This is a genomic window from Pedobacter cryoconitis (assembly GCF_014200605.1).
In the GTDB taxonomy this organism is placed as follows: Bacteria; Bacteroidota; Bacteroidia; order Sphingobacteriales; family Sphingobacteriaceae; genus Pedobacter; species Pedobacter cryoconitis_B.
Genome location: NZ_JACHCE010000009.1, coordinates 87707 through 106634 on the forward strand (window position 1 = coordinate 87707; position 18928 = coordinate 106634).

11 protein-coding genes are annotated in these 18928 nt (G+C 37.6%); 3 read left to right on the forward strand and 8 right to left on the reverse strand.

Annotated elements, in window-relative coordinates; translation table 11 throughout:
* Window positions 1-27 precede the first annotated feature (27 nt).
* On the forward strand, window positions 28-2676 hold the full coding sequence (locus HDE68_RS21970) for an outer membrane beta-barrel protein (protein WP_183884386.1): 2649 nt from the start codon (window positions 28-30) through the stop codon (window positions 2674-2676).
* 80 nt (window positions 2677-2756) lie between these two features.
* Here HDE68_RS21970 and HDE68_RS21975 read toward each other — a convergent pair whose 3' ends face one another.
* From HDE68_RS21975 to HDE68_RS21985, 3 genes are all read right to left on the reverse strand, one after another.
* The gene (locus HDE68_RS21975; protein WP_183884387.1) at window positions 2757-4082 is read right to left on the reverse strand and encodes a DEAD/DEAH box helicase; all 1326 of its coding nucleotides are present in this window, start codon (window positions 4080-4082) and stop codon (window positions 2757-2759) included.
* A gap of 128 nt (window positions 4083-4210) precedes the next feature.
* Entirely contained in the window at window positions 4211-5548 is a 1338-nt protein-coding gene (locus HDE68_RS21980; RefSeq protein WP_183884388.1) for an MFS transporter, read from the reverse strand.
* Window positions 5520-6896, reverse strand: a complete 1377-nt coding sequence (locus HDE68_RS21985; protein WP_183884389.1) for an APC family permease — start codon at window positions 6894-6896, stop codon at window positions 5520-5522. Before HDE68_RS21985 ends, HDE68_RS21980 begins: the two co-directional genes overlap by 29 nt.
* A 108-nt stretch (window positions 6897-7004) precedes the next feature.
* Between HDE68_RS21985 and HDE68_RS21990 the strand changes: the two genes are divergently transcribed.
* Window positions 7005-8921 carry a DNA topoisomerase IV subunit B gene (locus HDE68_RS21990; RefSeq protein ID WP_183884390.1) on the forward strand — a complete coding sequence of 639 codons (1917 nt, stop codon included), beginning with the start codon at window positions 7005-7007 and terminating at the stop codon, window positions 8919-8921.
* On the opposite strand, the gene HDE68_RS21995 is transcribed toward HDE68_RS21990, so the two are convergent.
* From HDE68_RS21995 to HDE68_RS26590, 5 genes are all read right to left on the reverse strand, one after another.
* The gene (locus HDE68_RS21995) at window positions 8918-9931 is read right to left on the reverse strand and encodes a YihY/virulence factor BrkB family protein (protein ID WP_183884391.1); all 1014 of its coding nucleotides are present in this window, start codon (window positions 9929-9931) and stop codon (window positions 8918-8920) included. The genes HDE68_RS21990 and HDE68_RS21995 overlap by 4 nt on opposite strands.
* 47 nt (window positions 9932-9978) lie before the next feature.
* On the reverse strand, window positions 9979-12270 hold the full coding sequence (locus tag HDE68_RS22000) for a BamA/TamA family outer membrane protein (protein ID WP_183884392.1): 2292 nt from the start codon (window positions 12268-12270) through the stop codon (window positions 9979-9981).
* Between the two features lie 14 nt (window positions 12271-12284).
* Complete coding sequence (locus HDE68_RS22005) at window positions 12285-17303, reverse strand: translocation/assembly module TamB (RefSeq protein WP_183884393.1); 5019 nt, start codon at window positions 17301-17303, stop codon at window positions 12285-12287.
* 166 nt (window positions 17304-17469) lie between these two features.
* Window positions 17470-17925 carry an Rpn family recombination-promoting nuclease/putative transposase gene (locus HDE68_RS22010; RefSeq protein ID WP_260171836.1) on the reverse strand — a complete coding sequence of 152 codons (456 nt, stop codon included), beginning with the start codon at window positions 17923-17925 and terminating at the stop codon, window positions 17470-17472.
* Between the two features lie 20 nt (window positions 17926-17945).
* Window positions 17946-18146 (reverse strand): Rpn family recombination-promoting nuclease/putative transposase, encoded by a 201-nt coding sequence (locus tag HDE68_RS26590; protein WP_260171837.1) that lies wholly within the window; start codon window positions 18144-18146, stop codon window positions 17946-17948.
* Between the two features lie 210 nt (window positions 18147-18356).
* Between HDE68_RS26590 and HDE68_RS22015 the strand changes: the two genes are divergently transcribed.
* Window positions 18357-18845 carry a cytidine deaminase gene (locus tag HDE68_RS22015; protein ID WP_183884394.1) on the forward strand — a complete coding sequence of 163 codons (489 nt, stop codon included), beginning with the start codon at window positions 18357-18359 and terminating at the stop codon, window positions 18843-18845.
* Window positions 18846-18928: the final 83 nt, after the last annotated feature.

Below are 18928 nucleotides of genomic sequence, written 5' to 3' on the forward strand. Positions count from 1 at the left end.
ATATTTACATAACTGCCAATCTCAATTTTGAAGCTATACAAAACCACGTTTTTATTTATATTTTTAAACGTATTTATCCACCTTTCTGTAAATGCACAAGTCCGTATTAAGCTTACGGGCATGGTGCGGGACACGACAAATGCCGGAATTCCAGGCACTAATGTGCGTTTAATTTCTGACAGGGATACCTTAAGCACAAATACGGATACTAACGGCGGGTATAGTTTTTCTAATCTTAAAAATGGCACAGCAACACTTTTAATCAGAGGCATAGGTTATCAGTCTTATAGCACTGTTCTTACATTGAAGGAGGGTACCCCGGACCAAAACGTTCCTGCAGTAACTTTGAAATCAGCTACGCTTCAGTTGAATGAAGTGATCATTAAAGGAAATGTAGTTCCTATGCGGGTAATGAAGGATACCGTAGAATTCAATGCGGATGCTTATGCTGTTCATGAAAATGACAAGATCGATGATTTACTGAAACAGTTGCCCGGAGTTGAAATAGATAAAGACGGTAATGTGACTTCTGCGGGTAAAACACTGACCAAAATCCGTGTAAATGGTAAAGATTTTTTTACTGGTGATGTCAAAGAATTTATCTCAAAGTTACCCGCCGGTACGGTAGCCAGGCTCCAGTTTATTGATGACTATGGAGATAAAGCTAATTTTACAGGGATCAAAACGGGTGAACCTCAGAAAATATTAAATGTTGTCCTTAAATCTGACCGCAATAACGGAAGTTTCGGCAGCGTAACAGCAAGTGGGGGAACTAATAAACGTTATGGGCTGAATGCTAATGATTATATATGGCGGGATGTTAAACAGATTGGTTTTAATGGAAGTGCAGGTAATACCAATACAGGTGCTGGAATTAATACCAATGCGAACTTCGGAACGAGTTACAGAGATAAATTAGCTGAAAAACTAATTATTAGCGGTAACTATAATTATGGCTATAATAAAAATGAGAGTATACAGGAGAGTTCTGTAGAAACAGCGAGCTCACGTGGTACGCTTTATAATAAGTCGGTCAATTCAAACTCCTCGAAAAATAATACACACAACTTTGATATGAGCCTGGAATCAACTGATGAAACAAATTATATCAGGGGGGGGATAAGAGGAGTAATACAAGGAACAAATAGTATTTCGGAAACTGATTCTAAACAAACTGGCGTAACTAAGCGGGATTTAAATACGCAGCGTATGGGCAATCAGCGAAACCCAAATCTGAATGCTGACTTTTCTATGGCGCGTAAATTTAAAAAGACAGGCAGCGTATTTTCACTGGGCATATTTGCAGGTTCAGGTCTGACCAGTAATCGTACAGACCTGAATAATCAGATCAAATATTATGATGCTGTAACAGGCTTACCAGTTAAGGATTCTTTATTAAATCAATTGGTAGATGAGCGTAACCGGACTACTAATGTGACTGCCAATCTTACCTTTACCGAACCTTTGGGTAAGAAAACTGATACACTGGTTAAGAAAAACCTGGATTTCAGTTATCTGTTCACTCTAAATCATACAAACAATGGCCTGGATACTAAAAACAGGGATCTCATGGGGAATATCCAGGACGTGGATTCATTAAGTAATACTTATACTTCTTCGTTTACCAAACATATCATAGGAATCAATTACAGGTACGAAACGAAAAAATTCAATTACGTTCTGGGGATTAACGGGCAGCCCACTTTATTAACAGGTTCATATGAGGGCCGGACTGATAAAGTTTACCGTGCCGGTTTTAATGTTTCTCCTATCGCACGCTTCAATTATACGCTTTCATCTAAAAATCAATTTAACGCTTTTTATACAGGAAATAGCGTGGAACCTAATTTTAACCAGTTGCAGCCTGTAAAGGACACAAGGAATCTTCAAAATGTAATCGTCGGAAACCCTAAGTTAAAAGCTGCATTTAACCATCTGATCAACTTAAATTATAACCATTCGAACCCAAAGGATGGCAGTAATCTGCAAGTGGGAATAAGAGGGGCTGTAACACAAAACCAGGTTGTATCCAATACAGTATTGAAAGATGATGGTCTTGGTGGCTATAATCAGGAAACTCATTATCTGAATACCAATGGTAATTATAATTTTGGTACCAATTATTATTGGTCTTTACCTTTTGCTAAAAGGAAATTTACATTTGAGCTGGTAGGAGGTGTCAACTATAACCGTCGTATCTCGTTCGCAGAGCAGGTGAAAAATATTGGTGAAGGAATTAATATCAATCAGAGAACAGGGTTACGTATGAACCGGAAATGGATTATACTGCATACTTCTGCCAGTTATTCTTATAATAGTAATGTCTTTTCTATTCCAGGATTCGAATCTAATAAAATCCAGACCTGGGCATTTAATATGGATAGCAGGGTATTTATATTAAAGAGTTTGATTTTAGGATTGAATGCTGGAAAGACCATTAATAAGGGATTTTCGGTTGCGGCAACAAACCCATTTATAATTAATGGCTCCATTGAAAAGTTTTTTTTCAAGAATAAACAGCTGAGTGTGAAATTGGAAGGGAATGACTTTTTAAATCAGGGTAACAACCTGAGCAGGTCAGTAGTGGATAATACAACTACAGATAGCAGGACCAATCAGATTACAAGATATTTTTTACTGAGCCTTACCTGGAACCTGCAAAATTTTGGAGGATAGTAAAGCTGAAAAATAAAAGCCCTGATAGAAATATCAGGGCTTCTTTATATGGAATAACTTATTTAAATAAAGCTAAATGATTAATCTGTTTTTGCTTTAGGCCTTGAACCGTTGAATCTACGGTTACCACCACCATTACCACCACCCGGGGTTCTTTTTGCTCCGCTAAGGTTTGGTTTATATTCTGTTCTTTCAGAACGTCCGCCTCTTGAAGGCTTGCTTTTTCCTTTTACTTTTGCTGCTGCTGCGCCAGACATCAGGCTCTGCCAGCTCATTGCATAAGGATGATCTTCCTGAACAGGGATTTTAAGGGCAATTAATTTTTCGATATCGTCAAGATATTCTTTTTCTTCTCCATCACAGAAAGAGAAAGAAACTCCACTATTACCAGCACGGCCTGTACGGCCAATTCTGTGTACATAAGTTTCCGGAACATTTGGCAATTCATAGTTGATTACGTGAGTCAGCTCATCTACGTCAATACCACGGGCAGCAATATCAGTGGCTACCAGGATACGGGTAGTTTTAGCTTTAAAATTAGTTAAAGCTCTTTGTCTTGCATTCTGTGATTTATTACCGTGAATTGCTTCTGCTTTTACACCTACTTTAATCAGGTCTTTAACAATACGGTCTGCACCATGTTTTGTACGGGTAAAAACTAATGCTGTCGTAATCGTTTTGTCCTTAAGAATATGGATCAGAAGATTTTTCTTGTCGTTTTTATCTACATAGTAAATGGATTGCTCAATTTTTTCTGCAGTTGAAGACACTGGTGTTACTTCTACTTTTAACGGGTCTGTTAAAATAGTATTAGCCAGTTTCTGGATTTCTGCTGGCATAGTTGCAGAGAAAAACAGTGTTTGTCTTTTAGAAGGTAATTTGGCAATAGTTTTCTTTACATCATGAATGAAACCCATGTCCAGCATTCTGTCTGCTTCATCCAGTACAAAGATTTCAATGTCTTTCAGGTTGATGAAACCCTGGTTCATTAAATCAAGTAATCTGCCTGGAGTAGCAATAAGAATGTCTACACCACGGTGCAGGGCATCTGTCTGTGCTTTTTGTCCAACACCACCAAAGATAACCAGGTGACGTAAAGAAAGATTTTTACCATAAGCTTTGAAACTTTCTTCAATCTGGATGGCAAGTTCACGTGTTGGTGTTAATACCAGCGCGCGGATTGGTCTTGGTCCTTTAGTATTCTGATGTTCTTTATTCAGCAGTTGTAACATAGGAATTGCAAAAGCCGCTGTTTTACCAGTTCCGGTTTGCGCACAGCCTAGTAAGTCTCTGCTGGTTAATATAGTAGGGATAGATTGTTCTTGTATAGGGGTTGGGTTAGTATAACCCTCTGCTTGCAGCGCTTTTAAAATAGGCTCAATCAGGTTTAATTCTTCGAATAACAATGTGTTTGAAATTTAATGTGTATAATAATGAAGAGACGTTAACAATCAGCAGGTGTTTAATTAATGAATTCCTTGCTGTTTAAAGAGTTACGTTTCGCTGGCGCAAATATACATATAAGTTCCGTAACTTATTTGTCTTCTTTAAAGCGGGTGAAAAACAAGAGGGCGAGTACGCATAAAACAAAGCCTACAACACCATTTAAACGCAGTCCAAAGTCGTGTCCGGGATCTTTACCGTAAATAGTAAGCATAGCGAAAAGTGCAATACCTAAAGTTTGTCCGAGTTTAACAAACAGATACTTGACAGCGAAAAACATGCCCTCGTGGTTTTCACCAGTCTCTCTGGTGTCTTTTTGTGCAATATCAGCAAGAATCGCATTAGGTAAAATACCAAGTGCAGCCAATGGAAAAGAAGCACAGACTACCAGAATATACATCTGCATCACCGGTGAAAAAGGCAGATGACCAAGGAAGTAAATAGTGACAAAAATAAGACTTAAGATAGCGAAAGCTGCCAGTACCAATGCTTTCCTGCCGTAATGTTTGGCTCCTGAATTAACAAATGGATAAAATAAAAGGGAAAGAACAACCATAAGTCCCATGTACTTTCCACCATCAGATTCTGGTAGTTTCAAGAGTACACTGACAAAATAGAGTAACCCACTTGAGATGATACTTAATGCGGTATAATAGGCAAAATCAGAGATGAGGTAATACTTGAAATTTGAATTGCGAAAGGTATTTTTAATGGCTGGGATCAATGCGATATGCGTGGGTTTCCCATAGCTGTATTCCTTTTCATTGATAGTCACTACCGGAAGGATCATCACCAGTCCGGAAAAGATACTGAGCCCGATGATGGTATATTGAAGCGCCTCCATTCTTTCTGGTATATGGAACAGATACTGAATCAGATCGGCAAAATTATTAGTCATTGCGGACAGGATCATTCCCATTACAAAACCAACCTGCTGGAAAGTAGATAGTTTTACTTTTTGTTCAGTAGTATGTGCTAATTCGGCCAGTAATGCATTGTAAGGGATGATATAGGTAGTGACTGACATGAAAAATCCGATCAGCATCAGCGTTAACCACCAGGCATTTGTTGTAGATTCTGCCTTGACAAGGGGATGGAAAATTAATCCGCAAAAAATAACTGCAGGTATAATTGCATAACGCATAATCGGGATACGCCTGCCTTTAGGATTTTTGCTTCCATCGCTTACTGAAGCAATAAAGGGATCATAAAAAGCATCAAACAGTCTGCCTGATGCAGCAATGATTGAAAGAATATTAAAAGCACCGAAAACAATCAGCTGAGGGACTAAAGGAGTTAAGCCAGAATGCGTAGGCGGCAGATAGAAATAGGGGAGCATCACAATAATAATATTGGTCATTATGCTCCAGCCCATCATCCCGGCTGCGTAGGTAATCTCTTTACTTAAGGGCAGTTCCTTCTGCTGCATCGGCTATTACTTTCTTTTTGTTGAATATTTTTGAAATAAAATAGATGATTATGAATACTATAAATATATACAATCCATTCATAGCAGCGGATGGATCATCCTGATAAATACTAATTCCTACAAACAGATAAAATGCAATAAACAATACCGGAAGAACAGGATACCATTTCATCATATAAATACTATTTTTATCCAGATGAGCAGTGGTTCTGCGCAGGATAAAAAGTGTAGCCGCAGAACTTGCCGTTCCAATACATTCCAGGATGATCGAATAGTTTACAATTTTATCAAATGTCTGAGCGAAAAATAGCGTAATCATTACTAAAGCTGTAAAAGTTGTCAGGCTGACCACCATGACATCAGTTTTCTTGCTCTTTTGTGCAAAAACTGAAGGGAGTGCTTTTTCTTCTCCCATGGCAAACATAGCTCTTGGATTACTCAGCAGGTTGACATTGACATATCCGAGAACAGACAGGAAAATAACGGCAGAAAGTATAGTGAAGCCTGCCGGGCCAAAAATCTTTCCTGCTAATATAGCAGCAATACTATGGGCTGTTTTTAATTGCTCAAAACCTATGACTTTGACGTAGGCATAATTGATTAACAGATAGAGGGCAATGATGATAAACAGTCCCACCTTGATCCCTTTGGGAATGATTTTTTTAGCATCCTTCACTTCTCCGCCAAGATTAATAGTTTGTGTATAACCTGCGAAAGAAAAGGTTACTGCGATAAGACAAATGCCCAGTGCCCGGCCATAATCTGACCATACCGGTAAACTTCCGGAGGCAGTTTTAAAGATAGGGGTAATGGTTTCTGTGTGCCCGCTGAAAAATATAGCGCAAATCAGTGTAAGTACCAGTGTGATTTTAATCACGGTGAGGATATTCTGAACTTTGGAACTCGCTTTTAAGCCGAGCAGGTTGATGCAGTAAAAAATAAATATGGTAATACCAGCAACAATAAGCCGGTAAAAATCAGTTTGCAGCGCTTGAGGAAAAATAACGCTGCTCAGATATTCTGACCCGATGAGTGTAACTCCTGCCATGGAGGCGGCATTTGTTAACACTACGATACCATTAATCGCAAAGGCAACAGAGGGATGATAACAGGTAGAAAATATTTTGTAATAACCACCTGTGACAGGGAAACGTGAGCCTATTTCTGCATAGATCAATGCTCCGCAATAAGCAACTAAACCACCAATAATCCACGCTAAAAAGAATAATTCGGGTATCTGAGCCTTAGCGGCGACGTTAACTGGTGTACGAAAAATTCCCATTCCAATCACTAAACTGACTACGATCATAGACAGATCGAAAAGGGAAAGTTGTTTTTTAGGCTGCATGTATAGATAGAGTAATTAGCCGAAGGTAAGGCAAAATGTGTATTTGTTGAAACTTTGTGATTTAATTGAGGCAGGTATTCATTAAATTTGCAGTTCTACACAAAGATTATGGCTGAACCTATATATAACGATGACAGTATACGGTCACTCGACTGGAAAGAACACATCAGATTACGTCCTGGTATGTATATCGGGAAGTTGGGTGATGGCTCTGCCCAGGATGACGGTATTTACGTCTTGCTAAAGGAAATCATGGATAACTCTATTGATGAGTTTGTGATGGGATCGGGCCGGATCATCGATATCACTGTTTCCGATTCTAAAGTGAATGTGCGCGATTACGGCCGGGGTATCCCATTGGGTAAGGTGATCGACTGTGTGTCGAAAATCAATACCGGTGGTAAATATGATAGCAATGCTTTCCAGAAATCTGTAGGCCTGAACGGGGTGGGTACGAAAGCTGTAAATGCTTTGTCAACTAATTTCGTGGTACAATCTTACCGTGATGGAAAAACTAAAAAGGTGGAGTTTTCAAGAGGGGAAATCACCATGGATCATCCGGTTATTGATACCACGCAAAGAAATGGTACTGCAATTACTTTTTATCCTGATGAGACTATTTTCAGGAACTACCATTACATCCCTGATTTTGTAGAAAGTATGATTTGGAACTATGTGTTCCTGAATACCGGATTAACTGTTAATTTTAATAATCAGAAATATTTATCTGAACGTGGTCTTTATGACCTGCTGCATAAAGTGGCTGATGTGGAAAATATCCGCTATCCGATTATTCACCTGAAAGGGAATGATATCGAGATCGCAATGACACATGGTCAGCAATATGGCGAAGATTACCATTCTTTTGTGAATGGCCAGCATACTACACAGGGTGGTACGCATCAGGCGGCTTTCAGGGAAGCTGTGGTTAAAACTATCCGCGAGTTTTATAAAAAAGAATATGAGGCTTCTGATATCCGTTCTTCAATTATCGCAGCAATTTCTGTAAGGGTGCAGGAACCGGTTTTTGAGTCACAGACCAAAACTAAACTGGGTTCTCAGAATATGGGGCCGGAAGGGCCTTCTGTACGTACTTTTATTAACGATTTCGTTAAAAAGGAACTGGATGATTATCTGCATAAACATACGGATGTAGCAGATTCTCTATTGAAGCGTATTCTGCAATCGGAGCGGGAACGTAAAGATATTGCAGGAATTAAAAAATTAGCGAATGACCGTGCTAAAAAGGCATCGCTTCACAATAAGAAACTCAGGGATTGTAAAGTTCATTTCAGCAGCACGCATGAAAAACGTTATGAAACTACTTTATTTATTACCGAAGGAGATTCTGCATCAGGATCAATTACTAAATCAAGAGATGTAGACTGTCAGGCGGTATTTAGTTTGAAGGGTAAACCTTTGAACTGTTATGAGCTGACTAAAAAGGTAGTTTATGAAAATGAGGAGTTTAACTTATTACAGCACGCACTGAATATTGAGGATGGGCTGGATGGATTACACTATAACAATATCGTAATCGCAACTGATGCCGATGTGGATGGTATGCACATCAGGTTATTGATGATGACTTTCTTCCTTCAGTTTTTCCCGGACCTGGTAAGAGCAGGACATGTGTATATTCTGCAAACCCCTTTATTCAGGGTACGTAATAAGAAAGAAACGATTTATTGCTATAGTGATGATGAACGTAAAAAAGCTATTGAAAAGCTAGGAAATAAACCAGAGATTACACGATTTAAAGGTTTGGGAGAGATTTCTCCGGATGAGTTTGGCTTGTTTATCGGTAAAGATATCCGTTTAGATCCTGTGATCCTGAAAGATCAGACAATTAAAAATCTGCTGGAATACTATATGGGTAAAAATACACCTGACAGACAACAGCATATCATCAGGAATTTAAGAGTAGAAAAAGATACAGTAGAAGAGTTAGTTTCTTCTGATCTGGATGCTGCAACAGCAGCAGTTTCTGAAGATATTATAGATGAAATTGCAGAATCGGCTTAAGCCGGTTCTGCCTTCGTATTTTTAGGATGCTGTGGCGGTAAAACGTCAACTTTCTCTTCTACCACGGTAATCTGTGTATGTACTGCATATTTACTTGGTCTGATGCCTTTGTCATATTTCTCTGCATAGGCCTGGGTAAATTCGGCACCGAAGTATAAAATAATAGAAGTATAATAAATCCATAGCAGGATTACAATAATTGAACTTGCCGCACCAAATGCTGATGCCGGATTTCCTTTTTCAATATAAATACCAATCAGATATTTACCCAGACTGAACAGGAGTGCTGTAAATAAAGCACCTATGATAGCCGATTTCCATCTTAGAATTACATCTGGAAGTACTTTAAAAATAATGGTAAATACAGCTGTAACAGCTGCTAAAGTAAAAGCATTATTCAGAATATAGATTAAAAGAGTGGTCGTCGTATCTGCTACCGGAATAACTTCGCCTATTCTGCTTTGCGTAACCAGCTCTCCTAATTTGGAACCTAATCCAACTACAATACTGTTAATCACCAGTGAAACCAGTAACAGGAAACCCATAGAGATAATCAGTGAGAAAGAAAGCAGTCTGTTGGTCAGCATTTTTAACCAGCCTTTTTTAGGAACGGCTTTCACTTTCCAGATCATATTGATACTGTCCTGGATTTCAATGAAAATAGCAGTTGAACCTACCACCAGTGTTCCAATCCCTATAATCAAACCAATAGTACTTTTACCGGTAAGATTAGCATTCGCCACAAATCCCTGTATTTGTTTAGCGGCTTCCGGACCTACCATTTCATTGATCTGAGCAAATAATTCTGTTCCTGGATTAAGTTTATCACTGAAGAAAATACTGGCAGCAGAGATGACAATTATAATTAAAGGGGTTAAAGAGAAGATCGTATAATAAGCAAGCGCGGCACTTAATTTCATCACACGATCCTCGATAAAACCTTCCCCGGCTGCTAAAAACAGGTGGTAAAGTGCTTTGAAGAAATGTTTGATCTGATGTATTACTTTCATTGGGTTTTTCTTAGATGAGTTTTAAACTCCTGAGATCTGTTTTTGTTTTAGAATGGATAGCCAATTCCTATGTTATAAACTAAATTGTCTTTTCTCCAGCCTTTGTCACCAAATGCAATCTGGTCGATCACCCATCTTTGTCCTTCCGGTAAATATGGTTTTCTGATCGGGAAAGCAACGTCTAAACGAACAACAAAGATCTTAGCATCTACACGCAGGCCTGCTCCGGTTGAAACAGCCATTTCACTCAAGGCATTTTTTAATTTGAAACCTGAACCCAGTCTGTCCGGATCTTCTTTTCTTAACCATACGTTTCCTGCATCAGCGAATAGGGCACCATATAAAACACTAACCAGTTTAAAACGTAATTCGGTATTCAGCATGATTTTGATGTCACCGCTCTGATCTGCAAATTGAACAGAATCTGCTACCTTATAGGTTCCCGGGCCCAACGATCTTGAGGCAAAACCACGAATATCATTTGTCCCTCCAGCGAAGAACTGTTTAACAAATGGCATTGAGGTGCTGTTCCCATAAGCATATCCATACCCCAGATTAAGACGGTTAGCCCAGATTACATTTCTGTTAATTTTATAATAATCTCTAAGATCTGTTTCCAGTCTTACAAATTGAGTTAATGGAACGTTAAGAATTGATTTGTCACCATTGCTATCTTTTGGAACAAATAACCCCCATACATTTCCGCCGGTTTGTATATTCCCATTGAAATAGATATTATTTCTTCTGGCATCTTCCATCTGATTGGTGTAAGTGAAATTATAGCTGCTTCCAATAATAAACTGTTTATCTAAAATATTCTTTAATCCTGGGTTATTCTGATATAACCCGGCAGTGTCCTTGGTTGTAATCCTTGGACGAACATAAGTCAGTGATATGGGGTTAAAAGTATGCTCTTTGTATTGATTTTCTTTCCATAGATACCCATATTCAGCCTTAAATGAACTTAAGTCATATAAAGATCCCCTGCTAAGCAGTTCGTAAGATAACGAAGCGATAGTTTTAGGGATAAAAGCTGTTGTACTGTTTGGCTTATAAAACGGAACAATAAATCTTGGAAAGGTTAATTTTCCCTGTGCGGTAAATGAATAAGAGTTAAGATTTTGTGCCTGTCCGCTTACCTGTGTCTCAAAACCACCGCTTAAACTTACATCCAGTTGTTCTGCTCCTCTGAAAAGGTTTCTGGTCGTTTGTGTAATTTTGACTTCTGAACCTACAAAGTTGTTTGATTTACTTGTTCCTGTTACTGAAAAGGATAAAGAGTTCTTCTTTAAAGGGGTTAAATAAATATTCAGGTCCAGCTGATTATTTTTGAAACTATCCACAGGTAAGAACTCTGCTTTAACAGCTTGAAAAGCATTGATATTCACCATCCGGTTTAAAGATTGGTTATGATCTTTTCTATTATACGTTTCACCCTTTTTAAAGAAAACCAGTCTGTCAAATAAACGGGGCTTAAACGTTTTTTTGTCATCATAAATATTGAAATCATTATACTCCACGGGCTGTAATTTCCTCAGTACAGAATCTCTTCTTAATGAATAGTTTGGATAAATATTAATTTCTTTGATTGTATAAGGTTTAAGACCAGCATCCGGTGCTATATCTTTTACTTTAACCGTAATGTTAACCTGATTTTTTCCAATTGTGCTGTCTACCTGCAAAATCAGATAATCAGGACTGAAGTAGAAATAACCATTTTCTTTCAGATCATTGTCTATACGGATACGTTCATTCTTAAAGACCTCAAGGTTATAAAAGTTCCCCTTTTTTAATAGGGTTTTTCCTTTATTCTGATTAACGATACCAGCCAGATTTCCGCTGTCTTTAGGGAAAGTAATGTTATTGATTTTATAACGGGCACCTGTCTCTGCTGTGTAAACAGCTTTACCGGTACGGTTTTTAACTATCGTATCTCCTGTAACTACTGATTGCAGGTATCCCTCGCTAATCAGGTAACTGGTTAATATGGCATTGTTGGTTTTTAATTTAACACTGCTCAGCAATACTGGTGGTTCGCCTACTTTTGTTCTTAGCCAATGGCGGATACCCTTTGGTTTTTTGGGTTCACCGGCAAGGTTATAAATATATAATTTAGGTCTTAAGCCAAGAATTTTTTTATTGGGTTCTGGTCTGGTTTTACTTTCCAAATCACTCTTTACATTCTTTTCATTTGCAATTTTTGCAGATGAGTCTGGATTGATCTTTACTTCAGCACCTGTATATAAAGTCTGTCCGGGTTTCAGGTATTTAGTATTACTGCAGGCAGCCCATACTAAACATGAAAAGATTAATAAAGAGGGTAAAACTATTTTTTTCATGCTTTGTGTTAAATCTATTTTTCGTTTTTCGCAGGTGCATTATTTACAGCCTTTGCTTTTGGTTTCTGTTCAGTGGTTATCTGGTTTCTTTTTCTTCTTTTCTGGAAGATCTCTTTGAACTTATTATAATCAACCACTAGTGCAAAACCAACACCTGTTTCTATAATCTGCCCTTCAATTACGCCCTCATTCTGATTGCGTCTGTAGGCTCTTAAACGATATCTTCCGTCAGCTGAAAGTGCGTACTCTACATTTACGTTTCCTGCAATATTTGTTGAGTTTTGTCCGGGTGCCTGAGGGCCTTCCAAACCAAATGAACTACCTACAGTTACTGTTAACCTGTCATTCAATAGTTTCTTCGATAGTCCAACTTCCAGATCTGTTTTTTGCTGTAATGAACCCGTAGAGTAATCTTCAGATGAATTCACTCCAAAGTTTATATCTACTCCCTTAACCAGATCTGATGCCAGATTGTTCAACTGGTCTGTCAACAGATTACTTACACTTGAACGGGCCATTGAGGAAACACCACCGCCACCGCCAACAAGACTCTCGAATGGGTTATCTGCAATGAATCTGCCCAGTGCCAATAGCGCAAATACCTGTTTATTCAATTGCCCCTCGTCTCTGTTTACATTTTGTATTTTGGTATAAACCTGGCCACCCAGGGCACCCTGTTCATTTACCGGCATATCCAGTTTAAACGATATGGTCGGTTTCATCAACTGATCTTTCATCATCAGGTAAACCTGGAAAGGTAATTTTGTTTTAGCCTGAACCAAATCGGGCATATTAAGCAGATCAATCGGAGCGGCACTAACCTCATATAATGCAGTCAGATCAACATTGGCTTCCATAGGATCTCCGGTCCATACGATACTGCTTCCTTTAACCAGTTTAAATGATCTTTTTGCTAAGCCACCTATCGATAGGCTATAAGCCCCGTCAGTTACTTCATAACGACCAGTCAGACTTGTTTTTCCACTTGGATCCATTGTCGCAATCAGATTGGCAGTACCTGTTACTCTGAGGTTATCTCCATTCTGTGGGTCAACCACGACGTTTAACTCTGCTTCAGGATCAATCTTAATATTGGCACTCAGATTAATTCCTTTAATTGGTGATTTACTTATACTGTCTGCTTTTAATGCTTTCTGACCATTAAATGGTGCGGCATCCGCATCAATAAACTGAACAATACCTTCCTGGCTAATCACAGACGGATCATCCGGCGGTAAGGCGAAAAAGAATTTAGTCCCTTTTCCAATCTGCACATTCATATTGATGTCCGGTTGGTTTAAATCGCCTCTTACTTTGATCAGGCTGGTAAGGAAAACTGTTCCGTAGATCATTTCATTGTCGGCTGCGGTAGAATGCAGGGCCCTGAAATTATTAGTTTTGATATCCATGTTGAACTTAAAGTTCCTGTAATCACTTGTAAGTATTCCACCGTTGATAGTAGCTTGTTTATTCAGCGAATCAATGATTGTGAAATTATTGAACTTAACACCTTCTTCCGTAAAACTGATTGTCTCATTTGGCATTCTGAAATAGGAATTCACATAAGTTGCGTTGAATGCTGCCTGGTTAAACTTAACATCTCCCAGTATTTTTGGAGAAGCAATTGAACCTTTAACAGAAAGCTGCCCGGTTATCGTTCCTGAACCTTGTTTGATCTGTCCCATAGAAACACTTTCCAATGCTTTAAGGTCTATTTTATCAATGTTTAAAGTTAGGTCCAAAGCATTTTCGGCTTTCGTATAATAAAATCCATTTACCCTTAACTCATGTACACCAGTTAAAGCAATATTGGTTTCAAATGCATTCTCTGTGTTGTTATTGACTGCGATACGTAAAGTCCCCAGCTGATCTTTCTGATAACGAAGACGATCAACTGTCAGGTTGGCTTCGAATTTCGGATTGTCCATTAATTCTTTAACATCTACTGTTCCGTTAATTGCTCCGCCTACTAATGAACTATCCTGTTCTGCAAACTTAGTTAGCGTTTCTATCTGGAAATTTTTGAACTCTACTTTAACAGGGGAGTTCGGTGTAGAATTAAGACTGTTTATACTCAATAACTGGTTCGACTTGCTCAGGTTAAACTGATTAGCCAAAATGCCCGATGCACCAAACTGAATAAAATTTTCTGGTGAAACAGCCCATTTATCATAATTCAGCAAGAGCTTGTCCGGGTCAAAACTAAATCTGAAATCTTTGTTAATTGATTTAAAGGTACCACCCAATCTGTATTTATCTTTTAATTTACTGTCTCTAAGGAAAATATTTACACCCAACACGTTATTGGCCGCTTCACCACTAAGTTCAGTATTGTATAAGGCGATAGATTTACTCTGTAAGCTTTTTACCAGCAGTTTATAGTTCAGCTTTTGATTAGAATTGTCAATAGTAAGACGGGTACTATCTACTTTATAATCTCCATATACAACCTGTGGAACCCATGCATTCATTACCAGACTATCTTTTTTTGTATCCAGTAAACCATTGATCCGGGAAGGAGAGAAGGTAGTCAGCTGGGGAACAAAATTCTTGATGAATTTAGGATTATAAATATTCATACTGAACCTGAAGCGCTGATCCGGAATTTTAGTAACCTCGCCAAATGCATAATATTTATTGATTTGGTTGATTACTGCAGGCGCTAGATTTGTCAGTTGATACTGCCCATCAACACGTGCACTTAGTAATTCTGATTTTAAAGTGAGCAGGGTATGTGTAGCTGAAGCTTCTGCATGCACATTTACAGTATCTACATTAAACCGCTGACCTTCTTTAACCAGTTGCAGCCCTCTGATGCTCACATCCCCATTCAGGTAATCCGGATCTGCAGTTTGAATATCTGCTTTAACTACACCTGCCATCCTCAATTCTGTAGGACTAAAATTCAGTTTCTGTAAATCAACCTGTTTTAAATTAAGGTCAGCTTTAACCGCAGGATATTTGCCCGCCACATTTACAAAAGCAGTCAGGTTGAAATTAGCATTGGAATCAGCCATTTCGCTTTTGATATTCATTTTCTGCCCGGAGTAGGTACCGCTTAACAGTAAATTTTTGTAGGTGTATTTATTATAATAAGCACTGATTAGTTGTGCATTGATTTTTGCATTAGCTGTTTTTGCATCCAGACCAGTTCCGTTTACGGTAGCTTTCACGCTAATTCTGCCTAACTGTGGCTGCATTTTGATCAGACGGCCTACATTAAAATTATTCAGATTAATATTTGCGGTATAGCTCTCTTTGCCTTTAGGCCCTTTCATGCTGGCCAGTAATTTGGCCGCACCCATATCTGTATTGATATTGAAATCAGTATTGAAATTGGTCATGGAACCTTTAAACTTTCCATTGGCAACTATGCTGTTTGGCAATTCAATATTAGCAGGCAGGGTTTTCTTTGGGATTACAACCAGCAAATCGCTTTTTGTCAAAGAGAAACGTTTGATGTTCAGGTCAAGAAATGTTTTATTGACATCCGGTAAGCCTTTAACAGTACCATTCACATCTATATTTGTACTTTTTAGTCCGTTGATCTGAAGTTGAGCAATGGAAAGATTATTCAGATAACCATTTACACGGGTAGTGACTTTAATTTTTTCATTCCGGTAATTTGCTGGAATAGCATCACTGAAATAGGTGGCATCTTTTAAACCAAGGACAGAGTTTTTTAGTTGTATGGCTAATTTTACTTTTTCCGGATGTTTCGTTAAATCATCCAGTGAAGTATAATTAAGTGTTGTATTGTTCTCAATATTGGTATAAGGCGTTTTAAAAACAAGATTGGTCAGTTTAATCATTTTATCATTATAGATGACATCACCCTGTAATTTCGATAATTCAAAACCACTTCTTTCTTTTAATGCGCCACTCTTCACATTTACTTTGATACCAGCATTACTGTAAGAGAGCGATTCTGCTGCTAAACCAAGCCCGTTAATTTTTAAATGGTTATAATCCATTCCTTTTGCGGCAGGTTTTACAGCCAGATTATCATATTGTACATTGTTTCCTGCCAAATTTAATTTATTGACCAGTACAGCTAATGCAGATGGTTTAGCCGTTGTACTATCTGCGGATTTTGTGCCTGCAGCAACTGAAAGTGGTTTAAAAGCAAACAGGATATTAGATTTATTCAATGTTGCTTCGTCCAGTTTGAAATTACTTTTTGTAAGATCGGCAAAAAGCGATTTCAGATTGAGTTCATTAATATTTAAATCAGCACGCATATCTGATAACATATCATTGAAATTGATCTTCACATTATTGAAAGCAACATCCTGAATTTCTACCAGCGGAAGTTTTCCTGATGCTGTTTTTGCGGTATCCAAACTCTTTTCCAGGTGAGCAGCCAGCTGTGTAAGTGGTTTTTGCTGTAAATATTTAAGTGAGGTATTTTTTAAAATCAGGTCTTTGATCACATAATGCTGATGATCCAGATCAAAGTCTTTAATATTTGTCTGAAATTCTCCAAGATTTACACTAACATCATTACCGGCAACATCATCACGATAAACAATACCTATATCTTTTAAAGATATTTTACTGATTGAAAATTTCATAGTAGAGGTAGTGTCCTGTTTTACCTGCTCTTCTGGTTTTTTCTGTTCAGACATGAATGCATCCAGAAGGAAGGAAAAATTAAAAGTTGAGTCAGGATTAATACGCGTGACGTTAGCCCTGATTTTTTCCAGCTCTATATTGTTAATTTCAATTTTCTTGTTTAATAATTTAAAGAGGCTGATGTCAACAGCTAATTTTTGTGCATATAATAACGTATCACCCTTTTTATCTTCTATATAGAATTTGTTAAGTACAATATCCTTAGGCAAAGCTATTTTGATGCTTTCCAGGCTAACCTCTGTATGGGTTTTATTTTTCAGGTAATCGATAGCTTTACCTTTAACAAAGTTCTGAACAGCCGGGATATTTAAAGAAATTGCAATTCCAACCACCAATAAAATAATAAAGGCGATTATCCAAAGAACAATCTTTAAACTTTTACGTACGTATTTATTCAATTCAAATAGATTTTTATAGATTTATAATTAATGTATGGTATAAAAACTATGCCACTGCAAATTTTAACCTGCAGTATACTACAAATAAACCAAAACTTTGTTTAAATAAATATTTGAAAGGATGAATAAAGACCCTTTACAGGACCTTTATTCAGATAATGAAGATTTATAAATTGTTAATTTGTTCGATTGAGAGTTTTGTGAATTTTGCAATTTTATAAATATCAAAGTTCTCTTTTTTCATTGCTCTGGCTATTTCAATAGAGAATTCCAATTTTCCTTTTTCGACCATGTCAGCCAGGACACATTGATAGTCGGATTGTTTCTGCAGGTCTGATTCATATAGAAATCGTTGTTCTGGTGATAATTTACCCATTTCGGCTACATTAAATATTTTTTGAAAAATACGTTTGTCCAGATATTCAGGAATTTTGCCCAGACTATGCATATGCTTAAGCACATAAACCCATTTGTCCAGTTCATTTTCCAGTTCATCTTCCCTTTTGTCAAATTCAGGTAGTTCCAAAAACTTAAATCCCAGTCCATTGTGGAATATTTCACCTGTTCCTGTATTGACAAGAGAAATATTTTGCAGGTAATGATCCTCAAAACTGCTTTTCATTTTAAAATCCAGGATGGCAATCAGAAATAAACCTTCCTATATTCTTTTTCATCACCAGCATATTCCGTTGGACTATAAACGATATCGGTAATTTCCTTCTGTCCATCAAACAGTGCATTCAAAAACTCAATCATAATGTCTTTGTTCGGCTCTGCGCCAAACAGGTGCTTAAAACCAAAATCCGATAGGGGATCAATGTATTTATTTATTATCTCTGACATAATTCAACTGATTTATGTACAACTCAATTCCATTTTTCTTATATGTGGTTATATTTATCTATATTGGAAACAATATATTGAATTATTACATGTATCAATGTTATTTAAGCGCTGTTCAATTTAACAACGTATATTGTAAGCCCTATTTTTTCATCAGGCATGAACCATCAATAACTATGTCTGTTATATTTTAAATTTTAAACTTATACAATGAATAAATTAAATATTTCCATTGCTTATGAAGCATATGACCAGTTACAGGAACTGAATGCAGCTGATCAGTCTTTATGTATAAAAGCAAAGGAAGCACTCAAAACATCTTATTCTCCTTATTCTAATTTTAAAGTAGCTGCCGCGGTAAGACTAAATGACGGTAAAGTTATTTTAGGGAGTAACCAGGAGAACCTGGCTTATCCTTCCGGCCTTTGTGCAGAACGTGTAGCGCTTTTTACTATTGGTGCTGCTTATCCGGACGCTGTCATTGAAAGCATGGCCATTACTGCGCACACAGACAATTTTAAAATTGAGCAGCCTATTACTTGTTGCGGTGCTTGTTTGCAGGTGATAGCTGAATTTGAGCGTAAACAGAATAAAGAGATAGAGGTGTTGTTTTACTGTCTTGATGGTAAGATTCTGAAAGTAAAAGGAGTTAAAAGTCTGTTACCATTTGTGTTTGTGGAAGATCGCCTGGCGGTGTAAACCCAAATTGCAGGTGTTAATAAAATCTTTTTAGAACTGTTGGGAAATTGTGTTCTCAAAATTTGAGCGGATGCCTTATCTTT

What these genes read in the sequence shown, in the direction of transcription:
- HDE68_RS22010 (WP_260171836.1), bottom strand. Translation starts at nt 17,925, where the DNA reads ATGAAAAGCAGTTTTGAGGATCATTACCTGCAAAATATTTCTCTTGTC.
- HDE68_RS22015 (WP_183884394.1), top strand. Translation starts at nt 18,357, where the DNA reads ATGAATAAATTAAATATTTCCATTGCTTATGAAGCATATGACCAGTTA.
- HDE68_RS21985 (WP_183884389.1), bottom strand. Translation starts at nt 6,896, where the DNA reads ATGCAGCCTAAAAAACAACTTTCCCTTTTCGATCTGTCTATGATCGTA.
- HDE68_RS21990 (WP_183884390.1), top strand. Translation starts at nt 7,005, where the DNA reads ATGGCTGAACCTATATATAACGATGACAGTATACGGTCACTCGACTGG.
- HDE68_RS22000 (WP_183884392.1), bottom strand. Translation starts at nt 12,270, where the DNA reads ATGAAAAAAATAGTTTTACCCTCTTTATTAATCTTTTCATGTTTAGTA.
- HDE68_RS21995 (WP_183884391.1), bottom strand. Translation starts at nt 9,931, where the DNA reads ATGAAAGTAATACATCAGATCAAACATTTCTTCAAAGCACTTTACCAC.
- HDE68_RS21980 (WP_183884388.1), bottom strand. Translation starts at nt 5,548, where the DNA reads ATGCAGCAGAAGGAACTGCCCTTAAGTAAAGAGATTACCTACGCAGCC.
- HDE68_RS26590 (WP_260171837.1), bottom strand. Translation starts at nt 18,146, where the DNA reads ATGTCAGAGATAATAAATAAATACATTGATCCCCTATCGGATTTTGGT.